Raw genomic sequence first — 25,260 nt, forward strand, 5'->3', positions numbered from 1 at the left:
TTCTTCCGGGTTTAAAAATACAGTTAATCAATCCTGTGCCAAAAGCAGGCATTTTCATTACCAGGAAACTACCAGTTCTCCTGTTATTTTTTCAACCACGAAATAGTTTCCCAAATGATCAGATACTCGCCTGAACGGCACTTGCCCTGTTTTCCACGGATAGGATGCATTTCCATAGGCATGAAACTGAGAGGGACTTACTTGTTCTTCGGCGTAAATCCGAACGGTTGCATTCTTTAATCCACCTACGCTATATCTTTTGTTAATGCCTCTTTGCCCGGAATGAAGTTCTTTGAAGGAAATGATTCCGTCGTTTTGTTCCACAAAAACCCTGCATTCGCGGTTCCAGGCTGTGGGCATTGTGTAGGAAGAATGCCCCTCCACCAGCCGGGTTTCCAACCCCAAAAGTAACGGTGCTCCCTGCTCAAATCGAAAGTGCTGCCGGACCGTACTGTTGGGATTATAGCCAGAGAAGACAAAAGCATTGTTGGAACGGGCAACGGTCAGTACTGGGTTTTTGATCGAAGGATCCCGTTTTTCGATTCGGTGAGTCAGACCAAATTCGGGTAGCAGGTACCGAAGCAATAGCGATCCCTCAAAGTAGGTTTTGGTAGTATCAGGCGTCAGCAGCCTTCCGCCGGTAAAACTGCTCGTATTAGTACCACGAACATAGGCGACTTTCCCTCCCTTCCATTCCGGTTTGTTACGTATCCAGGCGGCATCTCTACGATGTGTCCCCTGTTGCATTTCGGCCAGCAAACGGGTGTAAGAATCCTGTCGGTCTTTCAATACGGAACGAACCCCCCCACCGTTAAACAGTGACCGGTGATTTATTTTTGCAGGATAAGGTTCTTCCAGCTGATCGGTTGACATCGAGGTACTCACGTTAAATTCTCCTTCGAGCGGGACATCGTTTTTTTGGTTAATAAATTCCAGAAATGCCGGACCGCAATGATCCGTAGGACCGAAAATGATCAACTTACCACCTTTTTGCACAAAATTAATCAGGGCGCTTTCCAGCGTCGAGCCGGCATCAGGCGCAATAGTCAGAAGGGTAGATTCCTTAAACAAATCGGGCTTCCCGGCAATCGCGGCCTGGAATGAAGTAGTAGAAATTACCGTATTCAATGGCAACCCGTTGTTTATTGCCTGACGAATAAACCAGTCTCCGTAATAGACCTGCGGCAAACGTTCTTTGTCATCGTATGCCCACTGATGATACTCATCGAATGGGTAAACCCATACGAGCGGACCAGGTGCGGTCGGGGCATCGTAACGTGCTTTCAGGATATGCGGGGTCACTTCGTCAGGAACCTGCGTAGGCATCTCGCCCAATGAATTATCAATCGTTAAAAAGTTCAGGTGCGTGGGAATACCAATAGTCCCGCGGGCATCTAGTCGGCTCACGGACATAGGCAGGTAAATGTCATGCGGCTCACGGCCATAGCGGTCCAGCCAGGGGCTATTGAGCCACCAGGGATCGTGGGTGTAGTAGCGAAACAAAAAGCGGTGATCGGGCAGCTCGGACATTCGCGACATATAACCAACCATTTCCAGTCCAAAATCACCGTCCAAAGCGGCCCAGGGTGAATTTGGCGGAGGAAGCATGTTAAAACCTCCCTCATAAATCTGTTTAAGATTGACTGCATCACGCGCCAGATCCGCTCCAACAGAAAGGTTGGTACCCCGGGTTTGTATCTGAAAATCTGGACATTCCTTTCTAAACAACTGCCAGAATTCGTTGATTTTTGCGGTAAGTCCGGACAACCGGTCTTGCTGGAATTCTTTGCCTGTAAATGTTGCTCCGGTAGCTGACCAGCCTTCGGCTCCAAAGCCAAAACCATTGCTGAACCAAATAAAATCATAGCCCAGATCTCTTAGAAAATGCTCACTTTGCCGACCAAAAAAAGTACCAAAAGGAGTGTTGGCCGGAATTCCTTTGGGAAACCCGGCGTAGGACTCAGTGTCTGCATTCAGAACCGAATAACAGCTCACAAATGATTTGTGACCCATTGCACTACCGCCCAATATCTCCGGATGCTTTTTGTACTTGAATTCTGATTTGGCAAATTCGGGTCCGGGATCAAAAGTAGCACCAATTAGAATGGGCTTACCTGTTACTTTTTTCCCTTCTTCTTTCAATGTTTGAATAATGAAATTGAGATCACCATAGGTAAAAGCCGGCGGATTTTCCATGTACAAATAGGCACGCTCATGAATAGACAACTCTTCGGGCCCTGATCCAACTTCATATTTGGTGTTTGGGTTACCCAGATATTTTGCCCATTCCAAAGGCTGTTTCATGGTTCCTTTATAATCAAGAATCTCCGAGCCGTCGCTTGTCCAAAGCATGACCGAGACGGTGTCTGTATGCCGTAGTAATGAATGCCACTGCACGAACATTTCTCTGGCTACCTGCCGAATATAGGTTTTATCATTTTTCCGGAAAGGTTTTAAAGACGCTTCAAGTGTAATTGAATTGAAGTTTTGCCCTTTCAGTGAGGATGCAATGGATTGTGCCCGGGCATGCTGCGGAACAAGTCCGCAGCTGTGGGCCAGAAAAAATACAATAAAAAGGATCTTTACCCGTGAAGTTTGCATAGCATTTAAACCTTGGTTCAATTACAATAATTAATAGCCGGGATTTTGACCCAAATTAGGATTTATGTCAATTTCCCGAAGCGGAATCGGCATCAGCAACTCGTGGTCGGCTACTGTAAACGCAAGTCCGTTCTGCCGAAAATAGTCATTTAGCACCACTTGCAGACGACCAGTCCGCAGCAGATCAAACCACCGGTGACCTTCCAGAAAAAATTCAACTTTTCGTTCCTGCTCTATCGCCAGGGTTAATTGGGCTTTGGATAATCCGGCAAGTGGAGCCAATCCTGCCCTTTCGCGCACCTGGTTAATAAAGGGTAAAGCCTGCGTAGTATTGCCTGTTTCGTTTAGAGCTTCGGCATACATCAGTAGTACATCTGCATACCGCAACGCCGTAAAATTTATTCCTCCATCACCCACGATGCCCGTAGTAAAATCTACAAATTTCAATCCATGCAATTCCTGCTCAAAGCGGCCTGATACCAGGCGGACCGAATCACCAATGGAAGCATTTCTTCGGCGGTCTCCGGGCTCGTAGGCATTGGCCATTTGTCGGGTTGGCAGCACGCGACCCGAGCCCTGCATATTGCCGGGAAAAATGGCCATATCGAAACGCGCCGGTGTGAAGATGCTCGAAAATGAATTTCCTTCTCCGACATTTCCTGACAGATATTTGATTTCAAAAATTGACTCTTCAAGCTCATTGTTACCATTGACAAACAACCGCTTATAGTCAGGATTCAGCGTGTAGGCATTTTGGTCAATAACCTGTTTGAGTACATTTTGCGCAGGCTCAAACTGTTTGGTCGTCAGGTAGACTTTCCCCAACAGGCTACGTGCGGCACCAACCGAAGCGTGGGATTTGCCCGGTAGTGAAAGACCATTGAGCAGACTTGCTGATTCATTTAAATCATTGATAATAAGCGAATAAACCTCAGTAACCGGACGGCGGGTCATATCGAATTCCATGATTTCATCCGGACTGCGAAAGGCTACCTCAACGATCGGTACGTTTCCAAAGATCCGGACAAGGTAAAAATAGCTGTAAGCTCTCAAAAACAAGGCTTCTCCCCTAAACTGCCTTTTCTGAGCATCGGTCATGCTGATGGCATCCAGCCGGGAAAGAATATTATTACTTCTGGAAATGGTTGAAAAACAGCTAGTCCAGATGGTATTCAGAAAACCATTGGCCGGCGTAGGATTAACCTCATCAAATTCTGTCTCAGCCACGGTGGGGGATGTCCAGCGGATTTCTGTGTTGTCGGTCGTCAAGTCGCCCAAATACACGATGGCAGCATCATGCAGCCCCTGTAATCCGGCATAAGTTCCGGTGAGAGCCGTTTCAACATCTTTTGCGTTTTTATAAAAAGCAATCTCATTGATCTGATACTCGGGCTGGAGCGTCAGGAATTCGGAACAGGAGGTCAGCAGAACCCCCAGGAGCAGGTACTTACTATATTTTTTCATTGTCAGTGCTTGTTAAAAGGTGGTCTTAATTCCGAGTGTGTACGTTCTGGGTAAGGGATAATTCAGATAATCAATCCCCGCGTTTACGACATTATCCCCCGTTGTACTCGATTCTGGATCGTAGCCCGGATATTTTGTGAAAGTAACCAGGTTTGCTACGTTGGTGTATACATTCAGATTGCTAAGACGCAGCCGTGAGATGAGTGCCTTAGGAAAGTCATAGGACAACAGTACGTTTCGAATACGCAGGAAAGAATTTTCAAATAAGTAATGAGACGAAGTACCAAATCCAAGTGCGTGGTTACTGCGAATGGAACGAGGCATGATCCCATCGCCAGGATCTGACTCCGAACGCCACCGACGATCGGTCCGGATGAGATTATTCTGTACGGCGTTGGAACCCAGCAGAGAAGAGCCCGCATCCAGGTAAGTGTACGCGCCCTGCGAGCCAACTACACTTACACTCAGATTCAGGTTTCCGAGGCTAAACGTATTATCAAATCCCCAGGTAAAATCCGGCCATGGCGTACCCACAATTTTTCGATCACTCTGATTGATCACGCCATCACCATTAATGTCTTCAAATTTAAGATCACCGGCCTGCGTTCGCGGATGTTGAAGTGCTGCCCCGTCCAGTTCCGCACTCGACATAAAGACTCCGAGTTTATTAATCAGAAAAAAACTAGAAATGGGCGAACCAACCTCTGTTATCTGGTAGGCAGAATTAGAAATTCTCCCGCCTTCGGTCGCCAGTTTGAGTACTTTGTTTCGGTTGTGGCTAAACGTGAAGTTTGTATTCCATTGGAAATTTTTGCTCTGAATAATTCCACTTTGGATCCCGAGTTCAAGACCTTTGTTTTCTATATCTCCAATATTCTGCGTTGAGCTGTTAAATCCCGAAGCCGCAGGAAGTTGTACTGCCAGCAGTAAATCCGTTTTCAGGTCCCGGTAAGCATCAAGTGTAAGGTTGAGCCGGTCTTTGAATAACCCTACATCAAGTCCAATATTTGTTTGCCGTGATTTTTCCCACGTAAGATTATCATTTGACAAGGTACTAGGAACCAAACCGGGATTGAGTGCTCCATTCTTCACGTAGCGGGTGGTTGAAAGAAGCCCGATGTGAGTGTAGTCACCAATTTGATTGTTGCCCGAAATACCATAGCTTGCCCGGAGTTTGAAGTTGCTTATAAACCGAATATCTTTCATAAATTCCTCCTCGGCAAGATTGTAACCTACCGAAAATGAAGGAAAAGAACCCCAACGATTGTTGGCTCCAAAACGCGAACTGCCATCGCGTCGAATCGTTGCCGTGAACATGTATTTACCCGCATAAGAATAATTTACCCGCGCCATCATGGAGAGAAGCCCCCATTCATTGACCAGTTGAGAACCCGCATTGACAATTCCCGCTGAGATGAATGGTACATATTCAGTAGGGAAATCTGAGGCCCCAACCGCCACCCGGTCGAAGCGGTTTTTCTGAGCAGTAAAACCGATTAACCCGTTAATAAAATGCTTGTTGCTAAAAACCCGGCTGTAAGTAAGGGTATTTTCATTCAACCAGTTTAAATTCTCCGACTTTGACACTCCGGCGGAAGCAGGATAGTTGAGTGTAGTGAAGTTAGGGACAGCTGAGGAACGCCAAAGTTTGGTATTGTTGGAACTGAAACTTACCCCAACCGAACTGCGAAAAACCAGATCGTTGGTCAGGTTTATTTCGATAAAGTTATTGGTAACTACATCCATTATCTTTCGCTGATCTTCTGTTCCATTAGCGACCGCGAGCACATTTGCTAAAAACCCGAGCCCGTCCGTCACATCTGCCTGATTAAAGTAATACGCTCCCTGATCGTCATAGACCGGAATAGTGGGAGAAGCCGCCAATACGTTACTCAGTAGTCCTCCCTGCCCGTAATGTGATTCGGTGTTGGCAAATCGACCGTAGCCGTAGGATCCAAAAGTGGAAGTTCCAAGCTTGATTCGTTTGGTAACTTGTGCATCCACATTGACCCGAAGATTAAACCGATTGTAGTCTGAATTAATAATAATTCCTTCCTGAGAAAAATATCCTCCCGAAATAAAATACCGTAGCTTGTCCGTTCCGCCGGTAGAGGAAACCTGCATGTTTCGAACAGGTGCAGTTCGGAAAAGCACATCCTGCCAGTCAGTATCGGTTGTAAGTGACTCAGGATTTCTAAATTCAGGCCTGACTCGCGTAGCAGCCGAGCGTACCGAATTAGGGTCTGAGGCTTTGCCTCCGGCATACACCCAGGCATTATCGCGGCCGTCAGCGACATATTCGGCATATTCACTGGCATTGAGCATCGGGAGTTTATTGGCTACCTGCTGAAAACCGTAGGAGGCATCTACACTAATTTGTGATTTGCCATAAGTACCACGTTTGGTGGTAATAATGACTACGCCATTGGCACCGCGAGAGCCATAAATAGCAGTAGCAGAGGCGTCTTTTAGAATTTCGATGGATTCAATATCCGAAGGATTGATTGAAGCCAGCGGATTTACCCGATTTCCGGTATTATTTGCCATGCCGGCTGAGGAAAAGCTGTTGGCTCCGTAACTGCGCATGTCGGAACCTCCCCCACCTGCGCCAATGGCAAAGCCGTCAATCACGTACAAAGGCTGATTTCCACCCGTAATGGAGCTAACGCCCCGAATCAGGATGTTCACGTTACCGCCGGGAGCTCCGGTGGTTTGGGTCACCTGCACACCGGGCGCTTTACCCTGAAGCATTTGATCAAAGCTCACCGCCGAGGGCTGCAATAAATCCTGACCTGATACTTTCGTGATTGATCCGGTAAGATCTTTTTTACGTTGCGTTCCGTAGCCAACCACAACTACATCCTGCAATTGCTGCTGATCAGCCTGTAAAGCGACGGTAATGACGCTTTTGTTATTTACCGGTATTTCCTGAAACGTATAGCCAATAAAGCTAACCACCAATGTAGCCTGCGGGGATACGCTAAGTTGAAAGTTTCCATCTACATCGGTGGTCGTTCCGTTAGTTGTTCCTTTTTCGGCAATAGTTGCACCCACCAAAGGTGCATTTTCACCGGCAGCGGTTACTGTTCCACGAATCAATTGTTTGGCGACTTCCTGCGCCATGGCGTCGGATTGCATGATACTCAGGGTCAGGGACATTCCCAGCAGCAAGAGTAACAGGCGTTGGTAGTTACTTGTGTACATAATTTTACGGGTTTAGGAAATAGTAATTGATTAATAATCAGTGCATGAAAATGAATTTTTATCAGTTAATGACGACACATTCGATGTTGAGATAGTCAGCAATTTTCTGAATAGTAGCTGCTTTGTGACCAATCCCCAGTGCAAAATGATGGGTAGGTCCGGCCATCATCCATCGTTTCAGGAACGTGCGTACGTCGGGTTTAAAAAACCCTCGGGTATTGGTGTTTCCGGTGGGTGGAATCGGTCCTTTGATCGACTCTCCTTCGGCAAGGACAAACTTGAATTTTCCATCGTACGTAGAGCTTATGCTCAGCATCGTAATCGGACCTTCCTTAATTTGGAATTCTACCCCGGCACCAAAACCAGGTTTTCCGTGGTATTTTTTTAGACTCCGCAGCACAGGTCGTCCCTCCGCAATGGCAATATTGTGCGGACCGTCATGGCCTACCAGAACAAAATCTTCCTTAAAATCTACGGGGTGAAACTCGGCGAAACTGCCTCCAATCCCCAGCCGCTCCATGATAAACATGGCGATGCAGGTTTTCAGGTCAGACTCACCGCACATGGGAAAGCCCGCACCCGTCAAAAGTGAGTTACCTACGATCAGGTTAGACATCACCAGCCGGGTTACGCTTGCTTCCGGGCCGTCATAGTAGTAAGCCAGTGCGTCCAGGTTTCGATCCTGAACAAACTTTTCCAGCGCAACCATTACCTGCGCTGCTACATGAAGATCGGTTTCCTTTAACTTTTCGGAAATTGGATCGGAAACCGGGTCCGGGGTATCAAAAAAATCTAATATCCGCTCCTTAACCGGTCTGATTTCATCTTCGGTAGCAGACTCGTAGCGCGTCACAATTTCATGTGCTTCGCACTGTACGATGTGCGGACCAAAATGAGCCGTTAGCATGGTAGAATCAGAATGCATGTCAAGCATGGATTCAATCGGATGACCAATGTGGCCTATTCGGGCAGTTTTCAAATCATGTAGAACTGCGGCAATGCGGCAATATTCCTGAATTTCGGACTCCGCTTCGGGATCATCATGCAGCGTGCCAATGATCATTTCTGGTATTTTTTTACCCATCCGCACAGCTACTCCGGCAAATTCCGGCAGCGCACATATATCATCATTGTAGAGTTGCAGGTAGGTAGAGGCATTGCTATAATCCATCGCCTTATCAGGTTGCAGCGCTACCAGGACAATCGGTGTATCAATGCTTTTGATGATAATACCGAAGGTACTTGAAGTTGCATAGGTAAGCATGTCGCAAAATATCAGATCCAGGTTTGCCCCTTTTAACTTCGGTACGAGCTCATAAGCCTTGGTTGCATCATCGACTAGCCCAAAATCTACAACTTCTACATCACTTCCGGCCTGAATTTTTTCCAGAAAAACTTCCTGCTTTTTAAGAAGCTGATCTAAAAGTCCATCAAACTGAGCCCAATATTTAAAATATCCCACTCCAAATACGCCAATTCTTGGTTTGCTTCGCTCCCGATGACGTAAGGCCTGTGGACTTATCGTTGTTTCTACCGCTACATCCATGTTGTTCTTCATTTGTGTTTTTATAATTTTGAGTTAGTGCACTAAGTTTTTTTTGCAAAAATTTTTTTTGCTGTTCAGCAATGCTCTTTTTAACCTTCCACAGCAGCCACAGAATGGGAAGCGCTGCTTTCAAAGAAGGGTTTTATTGTAGGGATTAGAAGCATGAAAAGTACAAATGCCAACGGGTACATAACACCCGAGGCAATCCATAGAGGACGATACGTATACTCTTGAATTACCAGTCCCATTAAGGGATTCAGCAACAGGCCCGAAACCGCTCCGGCTGTACCACTAAGACCAACGACGGTTGACGTGGCACCTTGTCCAAAAATGTCTGAAATTGAAGTAATATAATTAGTGATCCAAAAGCCATGGGCAAACATAAACACGGACATCAGGGCAATTGCTATTTCAACCGAAGAAACCCATTCAACCAGTGGAGTAAGCAGTGTACACGTTGCCGCTACGCCCATGATGGTTTTACGGGCCTTATTGACTGAAAAACCTTTTTTGATCAGGAAATCCGAAAGGCCCCCACCCAAAATATTTGCAATCCCCAATGCCAGAAAAGGAATCCAGAACAGTGAACCGATCCGCTCGAAAGATACGTGACGGGCTTCGCTCAGATACTTGGGAATCCAGAACATAAGAAAATAGAAAACAGGATCCAGTAAAAAACGTATCGCAATGAAAACCCATACGGTCCTGGCTTTCATAAGTTTATGAAACGGAATTCGGACAATCTGATCTTTTGAGACAGGAACAATTCCATCAGATTTCGTTTCAGGTTTTGCCTTCCATCGCACGGACATCCAAACGACCACCCATACCAGCCCGATAATTCCAGGTAGCAGAAATCCGCCGCGCCACCCGTACAATGCCGTGAGCCATATAGTCAAGGGTGGTGCCACAACGGCTCCAATTGCCGAGCCACCAATGGCGATACCATTAGCCAAAGCGCGCTCCTTTTTATCAAACCACTCGAAGACCGTTTTTGCCGCGCCTGGGAAACACCCTCCTTCCCCCACACCAAGTAAAAAACGAAAGGCCAGAAGTTGGGTATAGCTGGTCATAAATCCGTGCATGCAGTTCGCCAAAGACCATAATCCAACCGACAGTGCCAAACCGGTTTTGCTACCGATTCGGTCGATGAGCCAACCACCCAACGTAAACATGACCGCATAGCTGATTAGAAAACTGGTATTGATCATACCATATTGAACATCGGTTATGGCGAACTCCTGTTGAATTTTGATAATGGCAATTGATAGTACCTGCCGATCCAGAAAACTCAGACCAGTTGCTACAAACAGCAGAAAGACGATAAACCAGCGGGTAGAAGAATATTTCATTTTACTTAACGCACTAAGTTAATGCCAACAAAGCTATAACCTGAAAATTAAAAAGTCAATAGATTTGGTAGTTTTAGTTTAAAATATTGGAAAATTCATATGATGCTCCCTGCATGAACACTACATGAAATTCATGCTTTTTCGGTAGACTCTATCACTTGATATCTATCAAATGAAGACGATTTACCGTAACGCCCATTGCAACTGTTCTTGTATTCTTCTCGGGACTTTCAGGAAAAAATATTAAAAGTCATTCAGTCATGTTGATGATATAAACATTTCATCAAAGTATACTTGCAGAAAATATTTTCTTAACCGCTCTTAACTCCCTATCATGTTAACCTACGCCCGCCTTTTCTTCGCATCGACTTTGATTTCCATCCTAAGCCTTTCCATTCAGAATAGTTATGCACAGGATGCTCCAAAACTATCTGACAATCAGGTGGTGTTTTGGCAATCCTTGCAGCAGCTTTGCGGAAATACCTATGCTGGTACTGTGCATTCTGCCCCGTCAAATGATACACTTTTTGCCGGAAAAGTATTACTGATGCACGTTCGTGCCTGCTTGGATGATCAGATTCGTATTCCGTTTGTTGTGGGCGACGATCTGTCAAGAACCTGGGTTTTTACCAAAAATCAGACGGCATTGCAGCTTAAACACGATCATCGGCACAAAGACGGCACATCCGATAAAATTACGATGTACGGCGGGAGTACGACCAATAGCGGAAGTGCAACGATGCAGTACTTTCCGGCAGATAGGCAAACTACGGATATACTTCCGGCGGCAGGTGGCAATGTATGGTGGATCGAGCTCATTCCCAACCGTTCCTTTACTTACAATCTTCGGCGCATGGGCTCTGATCGGTTAATAAGCGTTCGCTTTGATCTGACTCAACCCGTGGCAGCACCCGCGGCTCCCTGGGGCTGGAAGGACTGAAATATAGGCCGCTGCAAAATAATTTGTAAATTTTCATCCGTTTTCTTCCAATAGAATCAGGCTATAAAGACAATAACCAAAGAAACAAATATTCGATATTTTCCATTAGGCACTGTTTTTCAAACAATTGATCTAACTAATTGGAACACAGACATACAATAACTTTTTAGCAGGCATATTATTTTTAATGCTATTTTTGTTCAAATACCACAAGCGCTCATGGATAAAAATGGCACAATTATCATAATTGAAGACGACCTGGACGATCAGTTCCTGCTGGAAGAGGTTTTTAATGATTTAGCATTCCCGAATAAGAGAATGTATTTTATGGATGGCCTATCCGCCCTGGAATACCTCTATTCAACGTCCGATCGGCCCTTTATTATCATTTCGGACGTTAACTTGCCTAAACTCAATGGGCTGGAACTTAGAAACAAAATTCAGACCGACGCCGAGCTAAGCCTTCGGTGCATTCCTTATGTGTATTTTACAACTGCCCTCAATCATCAGGCGGTAATTGATGCGTACAGTACTTCTGCACAGGGATTTTTTGTAAAGCCCGGTGCTTATGAGGACATTAAAGCGACGGTCAAGGTAATCATGGACTATTGGGTAAAGTGCGCCGCTCCTAACAATTTTTAGTCTTGGTTACTGCAAAAACCAAACTCCACGAATTGATTTGAACCGCCACAGCACAATTACCCGATTCTGGATAATTGGCATTTGTGCAGGCAAAGTATTTGCTTTCTTCAAAAACTCATCTTATTGATGAGTGAATTAAAATGCAAATAATTTTGAATGATCAGGCTGAGCGAACAGGGCCGCCTGACAAATTCCTCAAACTCTAACTTTTCTTTAAAGGATTATTCACCGATCAATAAATATTTTCTATTTAAGCGATCGTCTAAAAGAATATAGGAAGGTAAAAATTGACAACACAGCAATTTTACTGTACATTTATAGCAAATATATTGCTATGGAAACGAAACTAGATAAAAATTCAGGCATTCCCGGACGTTATAATCCTACGAAAAGTATTCAGCGGGCAAAAGCTGTGAAGGCCGGAGGACCGGAATGGAACATCGAGGCAACAGATGGGAAGTACGTGTGGGCAACGCCTATGGATCGGGTGCGACTTATCAGAAAAGGGCTACCCTACGAGATGATCGAAGTGATCAGCAAGCGGGCAAATCTGCCAGTTAAAAACTTATTGCAACTTTTTGATATTCCGCAAACTACTTACAATAAAAAAAAGAAAGATAAAGACCTTCTGAGTGGAAGAGATAGTGAGATGATTCTGGTTCTGACCGAATTGCTGGATTTTGGCGTCGAAGTTTTTAATGACGAAGAGGAAAAATTTCAGCGGTGGCTCAAAAAGCCAACCCTTGCTTTGGGTGGCGCTACGCCAGAAAGTCTTTTTGATTCGCTCACGGGAATTCAGGAAGTCAGAAATAGCCTCAACCGGCTTGAATATGGTAATTTGGCTTGATGCGGGTATATCGAATCGAACGGGAAAAATACCTGGAAGTGACCTTGCAGGGAATTGGGGCGGCGCTGACGGAAGGGTATCGCTGGAATAGTTTGAATACATATTTGGTATACACAGCCGAATCGCGCGCCCTGGCAACCCTGGAAGTGTCCGTGCATTTAGATCTCAGTGAGGATTTACCAACGGATCGGTATTATGTAGAGATTGATATTCCGGCAGAAGTGAGTATGCTGGAATTAAGTATCGAGGATTTACCGGAAAACTGGGACGCCAAACCACCCACTCTTGAAACTCAATTTATTGGCGACGATTTTGTTATTGAAAATGCCGCAGCCGTTCTGAAAGTACCGAGTAGTATTGTACCGCCGGAATTCAATTATTTGATCAATCCAAAACATCCGGACTCAGCAAAAATAAAGGTCATTTCAAAAGTCCCGCTGAAATTTGATCAGCGATTGATGCAGGGCAGGAAAAATAGCGAAAAATGAACGCTGAATGAATGTTCAACAAAAACAAGACCGTTTATAAATAATTTTCAAGTGAGTTTAAATGGTTAGATCATTTTCTTTTTGGATTTCAACTCCCCTTAGCACTATGGCAGCGATAACATAAATGATTCCTGCCATCAATATAAACGCCTGGCTATCTGGCAATAATGTCTCTATATTGTCGATTTTGAAACCTGAATTTTCTAAGCTTTTGTTGGTTTGTTGAGCAAGGTAACTCAGAAGCCCAATAGAGAATGTACAGGAACTAATACGTAGAATCTGTTTTACATCCAGACTTTTGAAGGGTTGAGACAGGTTGAGTGTACCTACAAGTCCGATGATGATGTAAAACAACCAGGCTTTCAGGATGAAGATACTAAGCAGAAAACTATACATGCTGAAAAATCCCCATTTACTCTCTGAATACAGTTGACTCAAATCAAGTTTTTGATAAAGATTTTTGACAAAATCGGGATTGTAAAGGCTAAAAACAAAATTAACGATCATGCCTCCGGCTTCCACGCATAAGCCTACGAAAATAAGCCATGCCATGAGGTAGAGGCCACCAAATACCAAATTATTTCTACGGAACATACTTGAAGATTGTTAAAATGATGTGGCAAAAATAATCAGTATTTATTGAAAAACAATAAATATATATTTATAATCAAAAATTATTTATTGTACGTTTTAACCAGAACAATATTTTTTTAGTTTAAATATGATTCCCCTTTCCTGCTTATTCAGTGTAATCAATTGGTTTTGTGATCGGCCATACCATTGATTTTAATTCCGTCCAAAGGTGTACCTAAGGCAAGAAGAAAGGTTATGGTTTGTTAAAAATGTTTATTACGATTGTTTTTACCCTGAAACGCAATTCAGGCCTACATTTACCTTGCCCAAATGATCAATCCAATGCCGATCAGGTATAGCACAAGCATCAAATACAATTGATTGAATGTTTTTTTTGAAGCAGCGTTGAATTCTTTCCAGATAAAAATTCCCCAAATAGCAGCCACAATGGTTGCCCCCTGACCCAATCCGTAGGATATAGCCGGTCCGGCCAGGTCCGAAGCGATGATGTTAAAGGACATGCCCACGTGCCAGATCATTCCGCCCAGCAGGCCAATGCCATGGTCTTTGATAGAACCCTTCAAATAATCACGCATGTGAAGTCGCTCGCCGGAAATGGGAAAGCGCATCAGAAGACCGTTAAAAATGAAATTACTACCGACAATTCCACAGGCAAAAAGCACCAGAGCTGTATACGGAGTTAGTTTGCCAATTTCAGGATTGATGAAGTCACTCACCATGGAAATGGCTACGTATTTATAGAAAAAGCCCATCAAGACACCAGCCACCACAGCCAGTGCAAGGCCTTTCCCCGAAAATGATGCTGCCTCCCGATTAATTTGCCGGTAGGCGTTGGCGTTCAGGATAATGGCAAAAGCAATGAGTGACACCCCGGCAAAAAGTACCGTAGCATTTCCCTGCGGATTGTCCAAATAGTTAACAACTACCCCCAAAATCAATGCGATGCCAATACCCACCGGAAAGGCAACTGCCATGCCGGCAATCACAATGGCGGCCACCAAAAGGATGTTCGCCAGATTAAATAGTATCCCGCCAACGAAAGCCGAGAATAGATACTCAGGCTCGGCCAGTTGCAAATCCTCCAAAAAGGGGCGACCGGCACTCCCGTAACTGCCCATCGTAAAGGCCAGGATCAGGGAAAGCAGCAAGATCCCGAAAGCATAGTCCCAATAGAAGAGTTCAAATCGCCAGGAGGAAGAAGTAAGTTTCTGCGTATTTGCCCAGGAACCCCAGCAAAGCATGGTAATGAGGCAAAAAATGATCGCGGTCGAGTAGGTATCAATCGTAAACATAAAGCAGAGCTAAGGTAGGTTTAGAAGTAGATTAAATGGTATCGGAAATCTCCTCACGGGTAGGCGCAGAGGTTTGGGCTCCCATTCGGGTGACCGAAAGTGCCGCGGCCCGGCAGGCAAACACCACGGCAGAGGGCCAGTCCATATTTTCGGACAAGCCCACCACGAGCGCACCATTGAAAATATCTCCCGCGGCGGTTGTGTCAACAGCCGTCACTAATGGAGCAGGGATGAGACCTTCAAATTCATTGCAGGACAAAAAAGCGCCTTTGCTACCCAGCGTAATGATGACATGCTTTACACCGTAGTTTTTCAGGACTGCACACGCTACTTTGGCTGATGCCTCATCCACTACCTCTACTCCGGTCAATTGCTTGGTTTCACTTTCGTTAGGAGTAATCAGAAACAGATCCTTATAAATTTCGGGTGGAAGTGTTTGAGCAGGTGCAGGATTCAGGATCAGCCGTTTGGATTGCTGATGTGCGTAGCTTGCCAGGTAGGAAACTACTGGTAAAGGTGATTCCAATTGCGTGATAATCCAGCTGGAATCACGCAAAATCTGCTCCTGATTTACCAGATCTTCAACATCCAGCTGCGCATTGGCTCCGGAGGCAACAATAATGGAATTTTCTCCGGCGGCATTGACCGTAATGACAGCAATCCCTGTGGGCAGATGCGCCGATTGGGAAATACCCTCAATTGCGATTCCTTCATTAAGGTAATGTTCTCTTGCACTTTGGCCGAACGAGTCATTTCCAACTTTACAAATAAAGTGAACCTGCCCCCCCAAACGAGCCGCTGCTACCGCCTGATTGGCGCCTTTTCCCCCTTGAAAAATAAAGAACTCTCCGCCCAAAATCGTCTCACCGGGAAAGGGAAATCTGGACGTTTTTAAGACCATATCTGTATTGGAACTCCCAACAACAACAATTTTTTCCTGCATGTGCGGCTGTTTTTACTGATAAAAAATTCTAAGTCAAGAGTTTACCTGTAAAATTTTTGTGTGCATATAGTATCGGTTTAGGCACCTATTACGGTCATCGCGTATACATAGCACGTGCTACCGTTGGTGCATAGTGGTAAAAACAAGTTTTTTAATAATTCTCCCGTTCTTAGACACTTAAAAATTTAAATACTTAACACCGTAGGTACTTGTCGACTTCTGTTTAAATTCGAGTTGAACATTTTATGAAATTTCTGGCGCAGCTGCATTTGTTTCGTATGCGAGTGCCAGCGCAGCAATGATCGCGGTAAAAATGCCGATAATTTCAATGTACCCTATCTTTTCTGAAAGAAAGCCTATTGCCAGCAGAATGGTGAACACCGGCTGCAATGCCCCGGCTATTGTAGTCACCTGAGAAGCTTTCCCTTCTGCTTTATAAGCAGCAAAACTGCATAAAACTCCTAGTCCATTGAGCATACCGGCCAACGCGCCAAGAAAAAGCGTTTTAGAGGAAATAGTAAAGTGAACCTCTCCCATGAGAAGAAAAAGAATGGATAGAAAAATGCAGGACACCAGAAAAGCTGTGTAGGCCCATTCGGATGAAATGTAGCGAGTGGTGATTTTTTGAGTTGCACTGAAAACACCCCAAAAAAACAGCGCAACAAACGAAAATAACAACCAACTACTGGGACCAAAGGACTGAAAAAAAGCCGAAGGATTATCAATTAACAGCGATTGGCCCGAGAGCAAAATCACCGCCGGAATGGCCAAAAGTATGCCAATGCCATTCACCCAATTCAGTTTTTCATTAAAAATCAAAAGGGCAATAGCAATCGTTACCAGCGGGTAAAGATTCGTCAGGGGAATGACAATTGCAGCCAGGCCTCCGTTGGTAAAAGCCTGAAAGACAGCCACATTCCCGGCAACAGCCAGAATACCTGAAAGTAGCCCCCAGCGTATGCCACGCTGATCAGGTTTTTCCCGTCGAACATTATTTACAACCAGAGGAACGGTAAAAAGCATTCCCAGAGTAAACAGTACATGATTGGTATACGGTTTTACATCTTCGGAGATGAGTTTAGCAACTACGCCCCACACCCCCCAAAAGAGAGCAGCGGCAATTGAATAGTAGATCCAGGCTTTGTTTTTCATAGGAATAGGGCCGCACTTCCAAGAATGCCTGCCAGTTCATGTAGTTTTGAGATTTGAAGTTGATAAGTATAGTTTTTTGTGGGACCCAACTGAACTGCGGATTGCAAATCGGGGAGGAATTTTTGCAGACTTCCAGCGAGTCCACCACCTAAAATAACAATCTCAGGTGCATAAATATTTACATAGTTGGAAATTCCGCTTTTCAGATTATTCAGGAACGCTTCAACTACCTGACCCGCCAGAAGGTTTCCTTCTGCCTGTGCGTCGAACAGCGAATCAGCGCGCAGAGGTACGTCGGGATATTTTTCAAACCATTGGAGACGGTGTGCAGCCTGAATAATTCCACTCGCCGAAACCAATGATTCCAAACATCCCATTTTGCCACAATAGCAGCGATCTGTTGCATCGGAAATTTTTATATGGCCAGCCATGTGACCAAATGGAAGTTTCTCAGTCAAGCGCTTTTTAGTTACAAAACCGACTCCAAGTCCAGTTCCTAATGTGAGGACCAGAACGCGGTCATAGGCCTTGCCATTACCAAAAACTGCTTCCCCTAGAGCCACCAGTCGGGCGTCATTATCAATCAGGCAATTCAGGGCATGAGTTTTGGTAAGTATATCTGCCAGAGGATAATCGTCCAGAAAATCCATAAAACCGAAAGTCGTATCAACCCTGCCATCTTCCCACACGAATCCTGACACTCCTACCCCAATGCCGACAATTGGAAGTTGAATGTTATCAGCCTTTTTTCTCAGATTGTCAATGGCCGCATGAAGGCTTTGTTCAAACCTGGCGACGTCAGTTGTTTCAGTAGGGAAAATAAATTTTTCAATGACCCGTCCATCGTTCAGGTCTACCAAACCACCCTTGGTTCGGGTGCCGCCTATGTCAATGCCAATTGCCAGTTTTTTCATACTTTAAATCTTAGGTTTCCAGCCTTTTTCATCCTCCCAAATAGCTTTCCAAAAGTTTTGCCTTTTTTTGCTAAACATGGTAAAAGTTAAATTTTCCCTGTTTAAGGCTTAAATTGTTTTAGGACAGCTCGTGCATTTTCAAGGATTAAAAAATTTCAGTAGGTTGCTAACTCACCTTTGCTTTACGTATGGTTTACTTTACGTTTAATTAAGTATGTCATTTGTCAGAATATACCTTAATTGAGAGAGTATTATCATTCAAGAACATCCAAAACCCGCTTTGCCTATGAATCGAGCTGATTTTTTGAAAAAAATCTCCGGTGCGGCCGCCGTGGCAACAATCGGTGGCCTGACTTGTGGTTATAGCAAAACCTCTAATGATTTACCAGCTTGGCCGCTACCTGACCTGAAAAAAGTATTTCCTGATCCGGTCAGCATTCGCTCTGTCGAACTGCTCAAACTCAAAGAGGGTTCAGAAGCTGGCAGGTTATTGCTGGTAGTTACTGCGAAGGACGGCGCGCAGGGGATGACACTTTGCAATGACCGGATGCCAAATCTTATTTCACTGTTCAAAGGTCTGGTAAAACCTCATTTTGTGGGAAAAGATGCACGAGATCTGCCAGTACTGGCCGACAACGCTTACCGACTGAACAGTAATTATAAATACGCCGGTATGCCCCTTTGGAATTGTATAGGTTCACTCGAACTTGCCACCTGGGATTTGCTGGGACAGCTTTACCAAAAACCCGTATACGCACTTCTTGGAAAATCGGTAAGGAGCAGCTACGAGGTCTATATATCAGATTTTTACCGAGGAGGCCAACCAATGGAAGCAGTGGTGGATCGTCTTGCCCAAAAACTGGAAGCTACCGGTGCGACTGGTGTGAAAATCAAGGTAGGCGGACGCATGGCCAATACCGCCGAGGACGATAAACGAACGAGTTTATTTGTACCCATGGTACGAAAAATACTGGGCGATGTAGTGACGATTTACGCCGATGGGAACGGATCTTTTTCGTGCTCGGAAGGTATAAATACAGGTAAACTTCTGGAAGATTATGGCGTATCGATTTTTGAGGAGCCCTGTAATTTTGAGGATGAAGACAGCATCCGGCAAGTCAATCAGGCTTTGAAAAAAATTAAACTCGCTGGTGGCGAACAGGATACGAGCCTGTACCGGTTTGACCGGCTTGCAAGAACGGGCGTGTGTGATATTTTGCAACCGGACTTATACTATAACGGCGGACTTCTTCGGACACTTCAAGTGGCGGAAATTGCCAGGCAACACGGCAAAGTCATTGCTCCCCATACCCCAAAAGCAGATCCACTCATTGGTCCGTTCTGGCAATTTGCCGCCCTTGCATCCAATCTGTACGGTTTGCAGGAATTTGTCATGAATCCCGGCTCGAAAAGCCCTTCGTGGTACAGCCCCACGATTGAAGTTAAAAATGGAAAGATGTCGATTCCAAATACTGCCGGTTTGGGAATCGTTTATGATACAAAGTTCATTACTTCGGCAGAAAAAGTTGGATGAAAGGGAAAATCAAAGGGTGCATACGTTTCAAAACTGCTTCAAATACGTAATCTTGGCTATATTTTGTTCATTACGAATCAGTTGTGGACGTTTGAGCTCATTACTAAATAGTTGAGCACTATTGCTGGTGTAGACAAAATAGAAGAAAGAAAGGGGTTGAAATTCCCAGGCAAAACGTATGTTCCATACGTCCTGACTAGCCGCTGAGTTGTGTTGATAAAATGAAGTGAGTTGTATCCGCGGATTGAATGCAAGTCTTACTTCGGGGGCAAACAAATGACTGATTCTTGATTCCCTCTTCTCGCCTATATTCTCGAAATCATTTCGGGTATAGGAGACTCGGGCCGAAACCTGTGGAATGGGCGAATACCGAATCTCACCGGTTAAGGTAGTGAGTTTACCGTCATAAAAATTTCCAAACTCAGAAAATATTTTACAGGTAAGAGATTTGGATTGATCAGAATCGTAAGAAAATCGGTAACGTGTGTAGTAGTAGTTATTGGGGCTGATAGTCAGGCCAACAATAGGGAAGGCCTGATCAACTACCTGCCAGGTTGGTATCACATTTCCAGTGAGACGGTTTCCAGTATTGGCAATGATCCAAATGGGGAAAAAAGTAACTTCTGCCTGCTGAAACTTTCCATTGTCGGCCCGGTGATACATATCAAGATAGACACCGGGATCCATTTGCCGCACAAACTTTGGCTTCCATTTGGGTCGCGCAATGTGATAACCACCCAAGTTGGTATTGATTAGATTTGAGCCATAAACAAAGCCCATTGCGGGGTTATAGTCTTTTGAAATAATAGAATTTACTGCAAACAAATACCAGTTGTTGCTTCTATATTCCAGGCGGCTCAGCGCCGTATATCCATTCCCGTCAGGCTCTGAGCTTTGAGATTTGGTAGCCATAAAGCTCCAACTCAAAGGTTCGGTAATCCGCAAAAAACCATCAATCGAAAAGGTAGCATTCCCTGTACCGGGTTTGTTAAAACCTGCTTCCGAATTTTTGAAGGTAACCATAGTCCCTACCCGATGTTTTTCACCGATATTTTTGCTGTATCTCAAAACACCAAAATTGGTAACGCCAATTCGGTTTTCGGCTGATTGTCGCTGCCTGACAAATAATCCGGCAAAATTTTGCTTCAAATTTCTGCTAACCAGTCGAATACCCGCGTCCAGAGGTATTGGTGTTCCATTATCTGACAGTCCGATTCGACGGCTAAAAAATGGCTGGTTAAAGTCATCTCCGAGATTAAACAGGGTGGCATTTTCAAGAAAAAATTGTCTCCTTTCAGGAAACAAAACTGAAAAACGAGTCAGGTTTTGTACCTGTCGATCCACATCGGCCTGAGCAAAATCGGTATTGAACGTAAGGTCAAGAACCGTATGCGGAGAAATTGCCCATTTGATTTCTCCACCAATTTTTGGAGAAAAGGAATTGGACAGCCGCTGTCTGTCGACAAACCGCCGGGTATAATCAGTAAGCAGGTATGGTTGCACCCGAAGGTTAAGCGAAGGATCCGGCGGTTTAATTCCTTTTAGCAGTCCGGCGTAGGGCATTCGGTATGGATTATAAGCCCGTGGATATGGCGACCAGGAAGACTGCTCACCTAACCGGCGGCTACGGCGAATGAATTGAATACCCCAATCCTGAACTTCCCCTTTCGGATATCGCAGGGTTGCCCACGGGATCTGCATTTCGGCTACATAACCTGAATCTGTTCGGGTGGTCCGAACCTTCCAATACCCATCCCATTCCCGATCAAAAAAGGCATCATCAAATGCAAGAAGGTCGCGCTGAACTCCGTAGGGATTGGTTTGAAACACCTGGGCATTGCGTTTATCCAGAAACGGGTCGAGGTTAACACCCACCAAATCAAACTCAAAAAAGTCGAAATCCCGTTTTAAGTCGGGAACTCTAAGCCCCTTTTTTCCCAAAGAATCGCGGCAGAAAAACGCAAAATACAGGTTCTTGCGGTTATACAGTATTTTTACTTCCGTATCGAATGTTGGAGAGCCGCCCTGATCAGGAAATTGTTTAAAGAAATTACCGCTTGTGATTGTCTGATTCCAGGAAGATTCATTTAATCTGCCATCAATGGAGATGTTTTCCCTAATTTCAAGAGCCGTAATTTCCCGTGGCGGCAGGACAGGAGGAAATATCGTCCCGTCCTGCGCCATTGAACTATGGGCCATACCAAGCATTAGCAATATTGAACTAAATAGTTTGAATTTAAGGAAGTAGTTCATTTTACTTTTTCCAATAAATACCCACGATCCAAACCACCAAAACATTGATTGCCAGGTAAAGCAATAGTTTGGAATTTGCCTGATTAGTTCGCTCATTATCGGCAGTATACGCCGGGATTGACTCAAAATCTGCGGGCTTGAAAGCCGTATTTGTAAATATCTGGGTATAGAAATAGGATTTTAACTCCTCATGAAATTTTTCAACAGAACTGATGTAGGCAACATGAGCATCCAAATCCGTGCGGGCTAGCGCATTGAAGTAATTCTGTGCCGTTACTGCCACCGAAATGCTGCCGGCTTTTTGGGAGATTTCCTGTCGTTTGAGCGATAGCGAGGTGTATTTTTCAAAGAGTGGCGCGAGCCGCTGATCATAAAATTCAAATTCAGCCAGCATGTATTTATCATCGGCATTGTAGCTTGTGTCGACCCGGTAGGCAGGGTGTTGTTTAGAAAGCTTTTGCAGACTGGCAAAGCGGTAGGGCTTATTGTCGTAATTTGCCCAAATTTCCTCGTACTCATGTCGCAGGGCTTGCGTAAGGTCATTGCGAGGTGGAGTAGCATAGGCACTGGCAAGATACAGGTTGATACAAGCCGGAATTAGTACGACCAGGACAATCCAGGAGCCAAGCAAACCGAAGGCATTAAAAGCAGAGTTTTTCTTCCTGTTTGTAATGATTAACACGACGCCAAACCAGAACAAAATATAAAGTGCCATGGCTACCACCCACAAAAAAATCTGTGCATTGGGCGTAATGGAACAAATAATTAGCGCAGCCAAAACCAGAAAAAGCGCCATTCCGAATGTGATCAGAAAACGAAAAATTATTTTTAGATAGGTAAGTCTTTGTTCAGATATAGGATTGGAGAGTACAAGTCCGAGCGTACCGCCTTCGCGTTCTGCCGAGAGAAGATTATAGCTAATGGCAATAATGAATAAAGGAAACAGGTAGATCAGCACAAAGGCCAGGTCAAAATTCCCAGCCAGTAGTTTTTCGGGATTAGCCATTTCGGCAGTGAGCAATTGCCTTGTCAGTGACCAGTACCGTACGTAGAGGTAGTACGGAAAAATATCGCGCTGACCCAGCGAAAGACTCGCCAGCGCCGAAGGCGGATTGTCGACCAGGCGATAGGTCCGGTTACCAACAACGTTTGGCAGGGTATCCGTCGTAATAGTCGCCTTCAGCGTTTCCAGTTTGGTTCCCTCATCTTTCCTAATTTCGATAAGTAGCTCATTTTGACGGTCAATTTCATTTTTCCCATAAAAAATAGCGTAAATACCTACCGCCAGAAGTAACCCCACAGCTACCTGAAAAAGTCTGCTACGCATGAGGTTAAGTGCCTCATAACGAACAATTATAGAAAACTGTTTCATATTAGAAAGTCAAACGTTTGGATAAATTATTTATGGCAAATACCAATAGACACACCCAAAGAAACATCGCCAGGAGGGCTATCCATTGCTGACTAAGAACCTGTCCAATACCAGGATTTTTGAAATCAAACTCAGGCATTTTCGCATAGATTTCGGCAGGAGCTTTTTTCTCCCAATCACCGGTTTTTGAGAAATCACGCATGTAATTATTTAGCATTTCAACCATTTGATACCGATAGGTTTCGGCATACTTCTGAAAGCCAAGGGCAGTTTTGTAGTCGCTGCCGGCTAGCCCCATCGAAAGGTTTCGGACTGCCATATAGGGATTAACCAAGGCTGAATAGGCAGAAATAGCATTTTGCTGTTGATAAATCTGCTCGATTCTATCGAAGTGCGTACTATATACCATTGAAGAATACTTTTCTCCTTCCTGCATGGCAATAGCATCAAAATTGACTGGTAGCTCTTCAATTGAATTTACATTATATTGGGCCATTACTTTCTTTTTCAAAGCATCAAATCGCTTGTCGGATGGATTATGACCATCAATGCCGTTTGCTTCATCTTTTTTTATGGCTTCCCTGAATTCAAAATTAGACGGCGCTTCAAAAACACTTGCACCTAAATTAGCCGTAGCTTTGGGTAAAATAATGCAGGCTAATATCCAGATTCCCAGGAGAGACAAAAGAGCGTTTCGTGAGGAGGCCGAATAGGCTGATACCAATACTGACGAGGCCAGAAAAAGGAAAAAGTAAACGCAGTATATTCCAAGGACCAACCCGAAACGAAGGAAACTGTCCGCAGTAAAACCTGCCTCTGTTCCAGCGATCATGAGCACAAATACCAGCAGCAAAGTCGGCAAAATGATCCAGGAAAGAGCCTTGCTATAGCCCAGAATTTTGCCCCAAACGACCTGCTGTATACTTACACCCTGACTCAGCATCAGTTTGAGGGTATACTCCTCCTTCTCTTTGGAAATTGCGTCAAAACATAGAAATATAATCAATAAAGGAACCAACAGCTGCAACACAAAGGCGACGGTCATTTCGCCAAAACGAATGAGTGAGGAACTGTCCTGGGCCGCGGAAAATTTAGCGTCGTTTTGCCGGTGGGCTTCCAGATACACATTTGAGCCTACGTATGAGTCAACCCCGAAGTCAAAGAAGCTGAGCTCTGATTTTGGACGAAATGCAAAAGAACCGTAGTGTGCTGCTGAATGTGGATTTTTCTCTCCCTGATTCAGCCAGGTTTCGCGGGCCTCGACCTGAGCCATTTCCCGCTCTTTTTTCATAGTCTGAAAAGCAACAAAACCGCCGGCAAGAGCCGTAAAAAGTAGAACTAACACCAAGGCTCCCATCACTTTAAAGCGCAGTTCACGGAGCGAGGAAAGGTATTCTTTGTTTGCGATGACGTTTTTCATGGCCTCAAACGGTTTGCAGGTACAACTGTTCCAGTTCGTTGGCCGAAATAGTTGCTGCCTCAATGACAGAAACCAAATGACCTTCCTTCATGATGCCAATGCGCGTGGCAATTTCTTTGGCGCGAAAAATATCGTGAGTAGCCATTAAAATAGCCGTACCGTTTTTGGACAGCACCTTTACAATTTCTGAAAATTCATTGGAGGCTTTCGGATCCAGACCACTCGTTGGTTCATCCAGCAGCAAAGCTTTGGCTTTCTTAGCCAGGGCAATCGCAATTCCAACCTTTTGCCGCATTCCTTTGGAATAGCCACCAACCCGTTGTTGGTGTGCTTCGGATTGAAGGCCTGCTTTCAGTAAAAATGTTTCCAATTCCTTTTGTGAATAGGAAAAACCTGCCAGTGAGGAGAAAAACGCCAGGTTTTCACTTCCTGTCAGATTGGGATACAGCATGACCGTTTCGGGAATATAGGCCAAATGTTTTTTGGTTTCCAGCGCATGATCCTTTACTGACAAACCATTGATTATGGCCTCACCACTACTAGGTTCAATGAAGCCCAAAAAACAATTAATTGTGGTGGTTTTACCAGCTCCGTTTTGCCCCAGGAGAGCAAATATTTCGCCCGATTCAATCGTCAGATTCAGGCCATCCAGCGCGCGGTGCGTGCCGTAGTTTTTGGTTAAGTTTTTAGCAGTTAGCATAG

19 protein-coding genes are annotated in these 25,260 nt (G+C 44.7%); 5 read left to right on the forward strand and 14 right to left on the reverse strand.

All coding sequences use genetic code 11. The features are described from left to right. Positions 1-57 precede the first annotated feature (57 nt). The 5 genes from EZE20_RS05635 to EZE20_RS05655 all read right to left on the reverse strand — a co-directional run bounded on the left by EZE20_RS05635 (position 58) and on the right by EZE20_RS05655 (position 10,167). On the reverse strand, positions 58-2,601 hold the full coding sequence (locus tag EZE20_RS05635; protein ID WP_132115401.1) for a hypothetical protein: 2,544 nt from the start codon (positions 2,599-2,601) through the stop codon (positions 58-60). Positions 2,602-2,631: 30 nt separating this feature from the next. Then, the gene (locus EZE20_RS05640; RefSeq protein WP_132115402.1) at positions 2,632-4,065 is read right to left on the reverse strand and encodes a RagB/SusD family nutrient uptake outer membrane protein; all 1,434 of its coding nucleotides are present in this window, start codon (positions 4,063-4,065) and stop codon (positions 2,632-2,634) included. 12 nt (positions 4,066-4,077) lie between these two features. Then, positions 4,078-7,269: a SusC/RagA family TonB-linked outer membrane protein gene (locus EZE20_RS05645; RefSeq protein ID WP_132115404.1), complete on the reverse strand. Its 3,192-nt coding sequence runs from the start codon at positions 7,267-7,269 to the stop codon at positions 4,078-4,080. A gap of 61 nt (positions 7,270-7,330) precedes the next feature. After that, positions 7,331-8,827: an L-fucose/L-arabinose isomerase family protein gene (locus EZE20_RS05650; protein ID WP_132115406.1), complete on the reverse strand. Its 1,497-nt coding sequence runs from the start codon at positions 8,825-8,827 to the stop codon at positions 7,331-7,333. Positions 8,828-8,904: 77 nt separating this feature from the next. Continuing rightward, positions 8,905-10,167 carry an MFS transporter gene (locus tag EZE20_RS05655; RefSeq protein ID WP_132115408.1) on the reverse strand — a complete coding sequence of 421 codons (1,263 nt, stop codon included), beginning with the start codon at positions 10,165-10,167 and terminating at the stop codon, positions 8,905-8,907. Between the two features lie 334 nt (positions 10,168-10,501). Here EZE20_RS05655 and EZE20_RS05660 point away from each other — a divergent pair, with 334 nt between their 5' ends. From EZE20_RS05660 to EZE20_RS05675, 4 genes are all read left to right on the forward strand, one after another. Beyond that, positions 10,502-11,107, forward strand: a complete 606-nt coding sequence (locus tag EZE20_RS05660; RefSeq protein ID WP_132115410.1) for a hypothetical protein — start codon at positions 10,502-10,504, stop codon at positions 11,105-11,107. Between the two features lie 219 nt (positions 11,108-11,326). Continuing rightward, a complete protein-coding gene (locus EZE20_RS05665) occupies positions 11,327-11,749 on the forward strand; it encodes a response regulator (protein WP_132115412.1) in 423 nt (140 codons plus the stop codon). Positions 11,750-12,083: 334 nt separating this feature from the next. After that, on the forward strand, positions 12,084-12,596 hold the full coding sequence (gene parS, locus EZE20_RS05670; RefSeq protein ID WP_132115414.1) for a type II RES/Xre toxin-antitoxin system antitoxin: 513 nt from the start codon (positions 12,084-12,086) through the stop codon (positions 12,594-12,596). Next, entirely contained in the window at positions 12,596-13,084 is a 489-nt protein-coding gene (locus EZE20_RS05675) for an RES family NAD+ phosphorylase (protein WP_132115416.1), read from the forward strand. The genes parS and EZE20_RS05675 overlap by 1 nt, the downstream gene beginning before the upstream one ends. A gap of 57 nt (positions 13,085-13,141) precedes the next feature. On the opposite strand, the gene EZE20_RS05680 is transcribed toward EZE20_RS05675, so the two are convergent. From EZE20_RS05680 to EZE20_RS05700, 5 genes are all read right to left on the reverse strand, one after another. Then, entirely contained in the window at positions 13,142-13,678 is a 537-nt protein-coding gene (locus EZE20_RS05680; protein WP_132115418.1) for a DUF2975 domain-containing protein, read from the reverse strand. A 296-nt stretch (positions 13,679-13,974) separates the two neighbouring features. Further along, complete coding sequence (locus EZE20_RS05685; protein WP_132115420.1) at positions 13,975-14,970, reverse strand: GRP family sugar transporter; 996 nt, start codon at positions 14,968-14,970, stop codon at positions 13,975-13,977. 31 nt (positions 14,971-15,001) lie between these two features. After that, complete coding sequence (gene rbsK, locus EZE20_RS05690) at positions 15,002-15,913, reverse strand: ribokinase (protein WP_132115422.1); 912 nt, start codon at positions 15,911-15,913, stop codon at positions 15,002-15,004. Positions 15,914-16,156: 243 nt separating this feature from the next. Next, positions 16,157-17,065, reverse strand: coding sequence for a DMT family transporter (locus tag EZE20_RS05695; protein ID WP_132115424.1), 909 nt, complete (start codon positions 17,063-17,065; stop codon positions 16,157-16,159). Then, on the reverse strand, positions 17,062-17,979 hold the full coding sequence (locus tag EZE20_RS05700; RefSeq protein ID WP_132115426.1) for an ROK family protein: 918 nt from the start codon (positions 17,977-17,979) through the stop codon (positions 17,062-17,064). The genes EZE20_RS05695 and EZE20_RS05700 overlap by 4 nt, the downstream gene beginning before the upstream one ends. A 286-nt stretch (positions 17,980-18,265) precedes the next feature. Between EZE20_RS05700 and EZE20_RS05705 the strand changes: the two genes are divergently transcribed. Then, on the forward strand, positions 18,266-19,513 hold the full coding sequence (locus EZE20_RS05705) for a mandelate racemase/muconate lactonizing enzyme family protein (RefSeq protein ID WP_132115428.1): 1,248 nt from the start codon (positions 18,266-18,268) through the stop codon (positions 19,511-19,513). A 27-nt stretch (positions 19,514-19,540) separates the two neighbouring features. Here the strand turns inward: EZE20_RS05705 and EZE20_RS05710 are convergent, their stop codons facing one another. Genes EZE20_RS05710 through EZE20_RS05725 form a run of 4 tightly spaced genes read right to left on the reverse strand, consistent with a single transcriptional unit; the run spans position 19,541 to position 25,258 of the window. Continuing rightward, positions 19,541-21,712: a DUF5916 domain-containing protein gene (locus EZE20_RS05710; protein WP_165933415.1), complete on the reverse strand. Its 2,172-nt coding sequence runs from the start codon at positions 21,710-21,712 to the stop codon at positions 19,541-19,543. A 55-nt stretch (positions 21,713-21,767) separates the two neighbouring features. Next, complete coding sequence (locus EZE20_RS05715) at positions 21,768-23,138, reverse strand: DUF3526 domain-containing protein (RefSeq protein WP_132115432.1); 1,371 nt, start codon at positions 23,136-23,138, stop codon at positions 21,768-21,770. Position 23,139: 1 nt separating this feature from the next. Continuing rightward, on the reverse strand, positions 23,140-24,558 hold the full coding sequence (locus tag EZE20_RS05720) for an ABC transporter permease (RefSeq protein WP_132115434.1): 1,419 nt from the start codon (positions 24,556-24,558) through the stop codon (positions 23,140-23,142). A gap of 4 nt (positions 24,559-24,562) precedes the next feature. Continuing rightward, the gene (locus tag EZE20_RS05725; protein ID WP_132115436.1) at positions 24,563-25,258 is read right to left on the reverse strand and encodes an ABC transporter ATP-binding protein; all 696 of its coding nucleotides are present in this window, start codon (positions 25,256-25,258) and stop codon (positions 24,563-24,565) included. Between the last annotated feature and the right edge of the window lie 2 nt (positions 25,259-25,260).

Origin of the sequence: Arundinibacter roseus (assembly GCF_004348825.1) — a bacterium.
Lineage (GTDB): Bacteria > Bacteroidota > Bacteroidia > Cytophagales > Spirosomataceae > Arundinibacter > Arundinibacter roseus.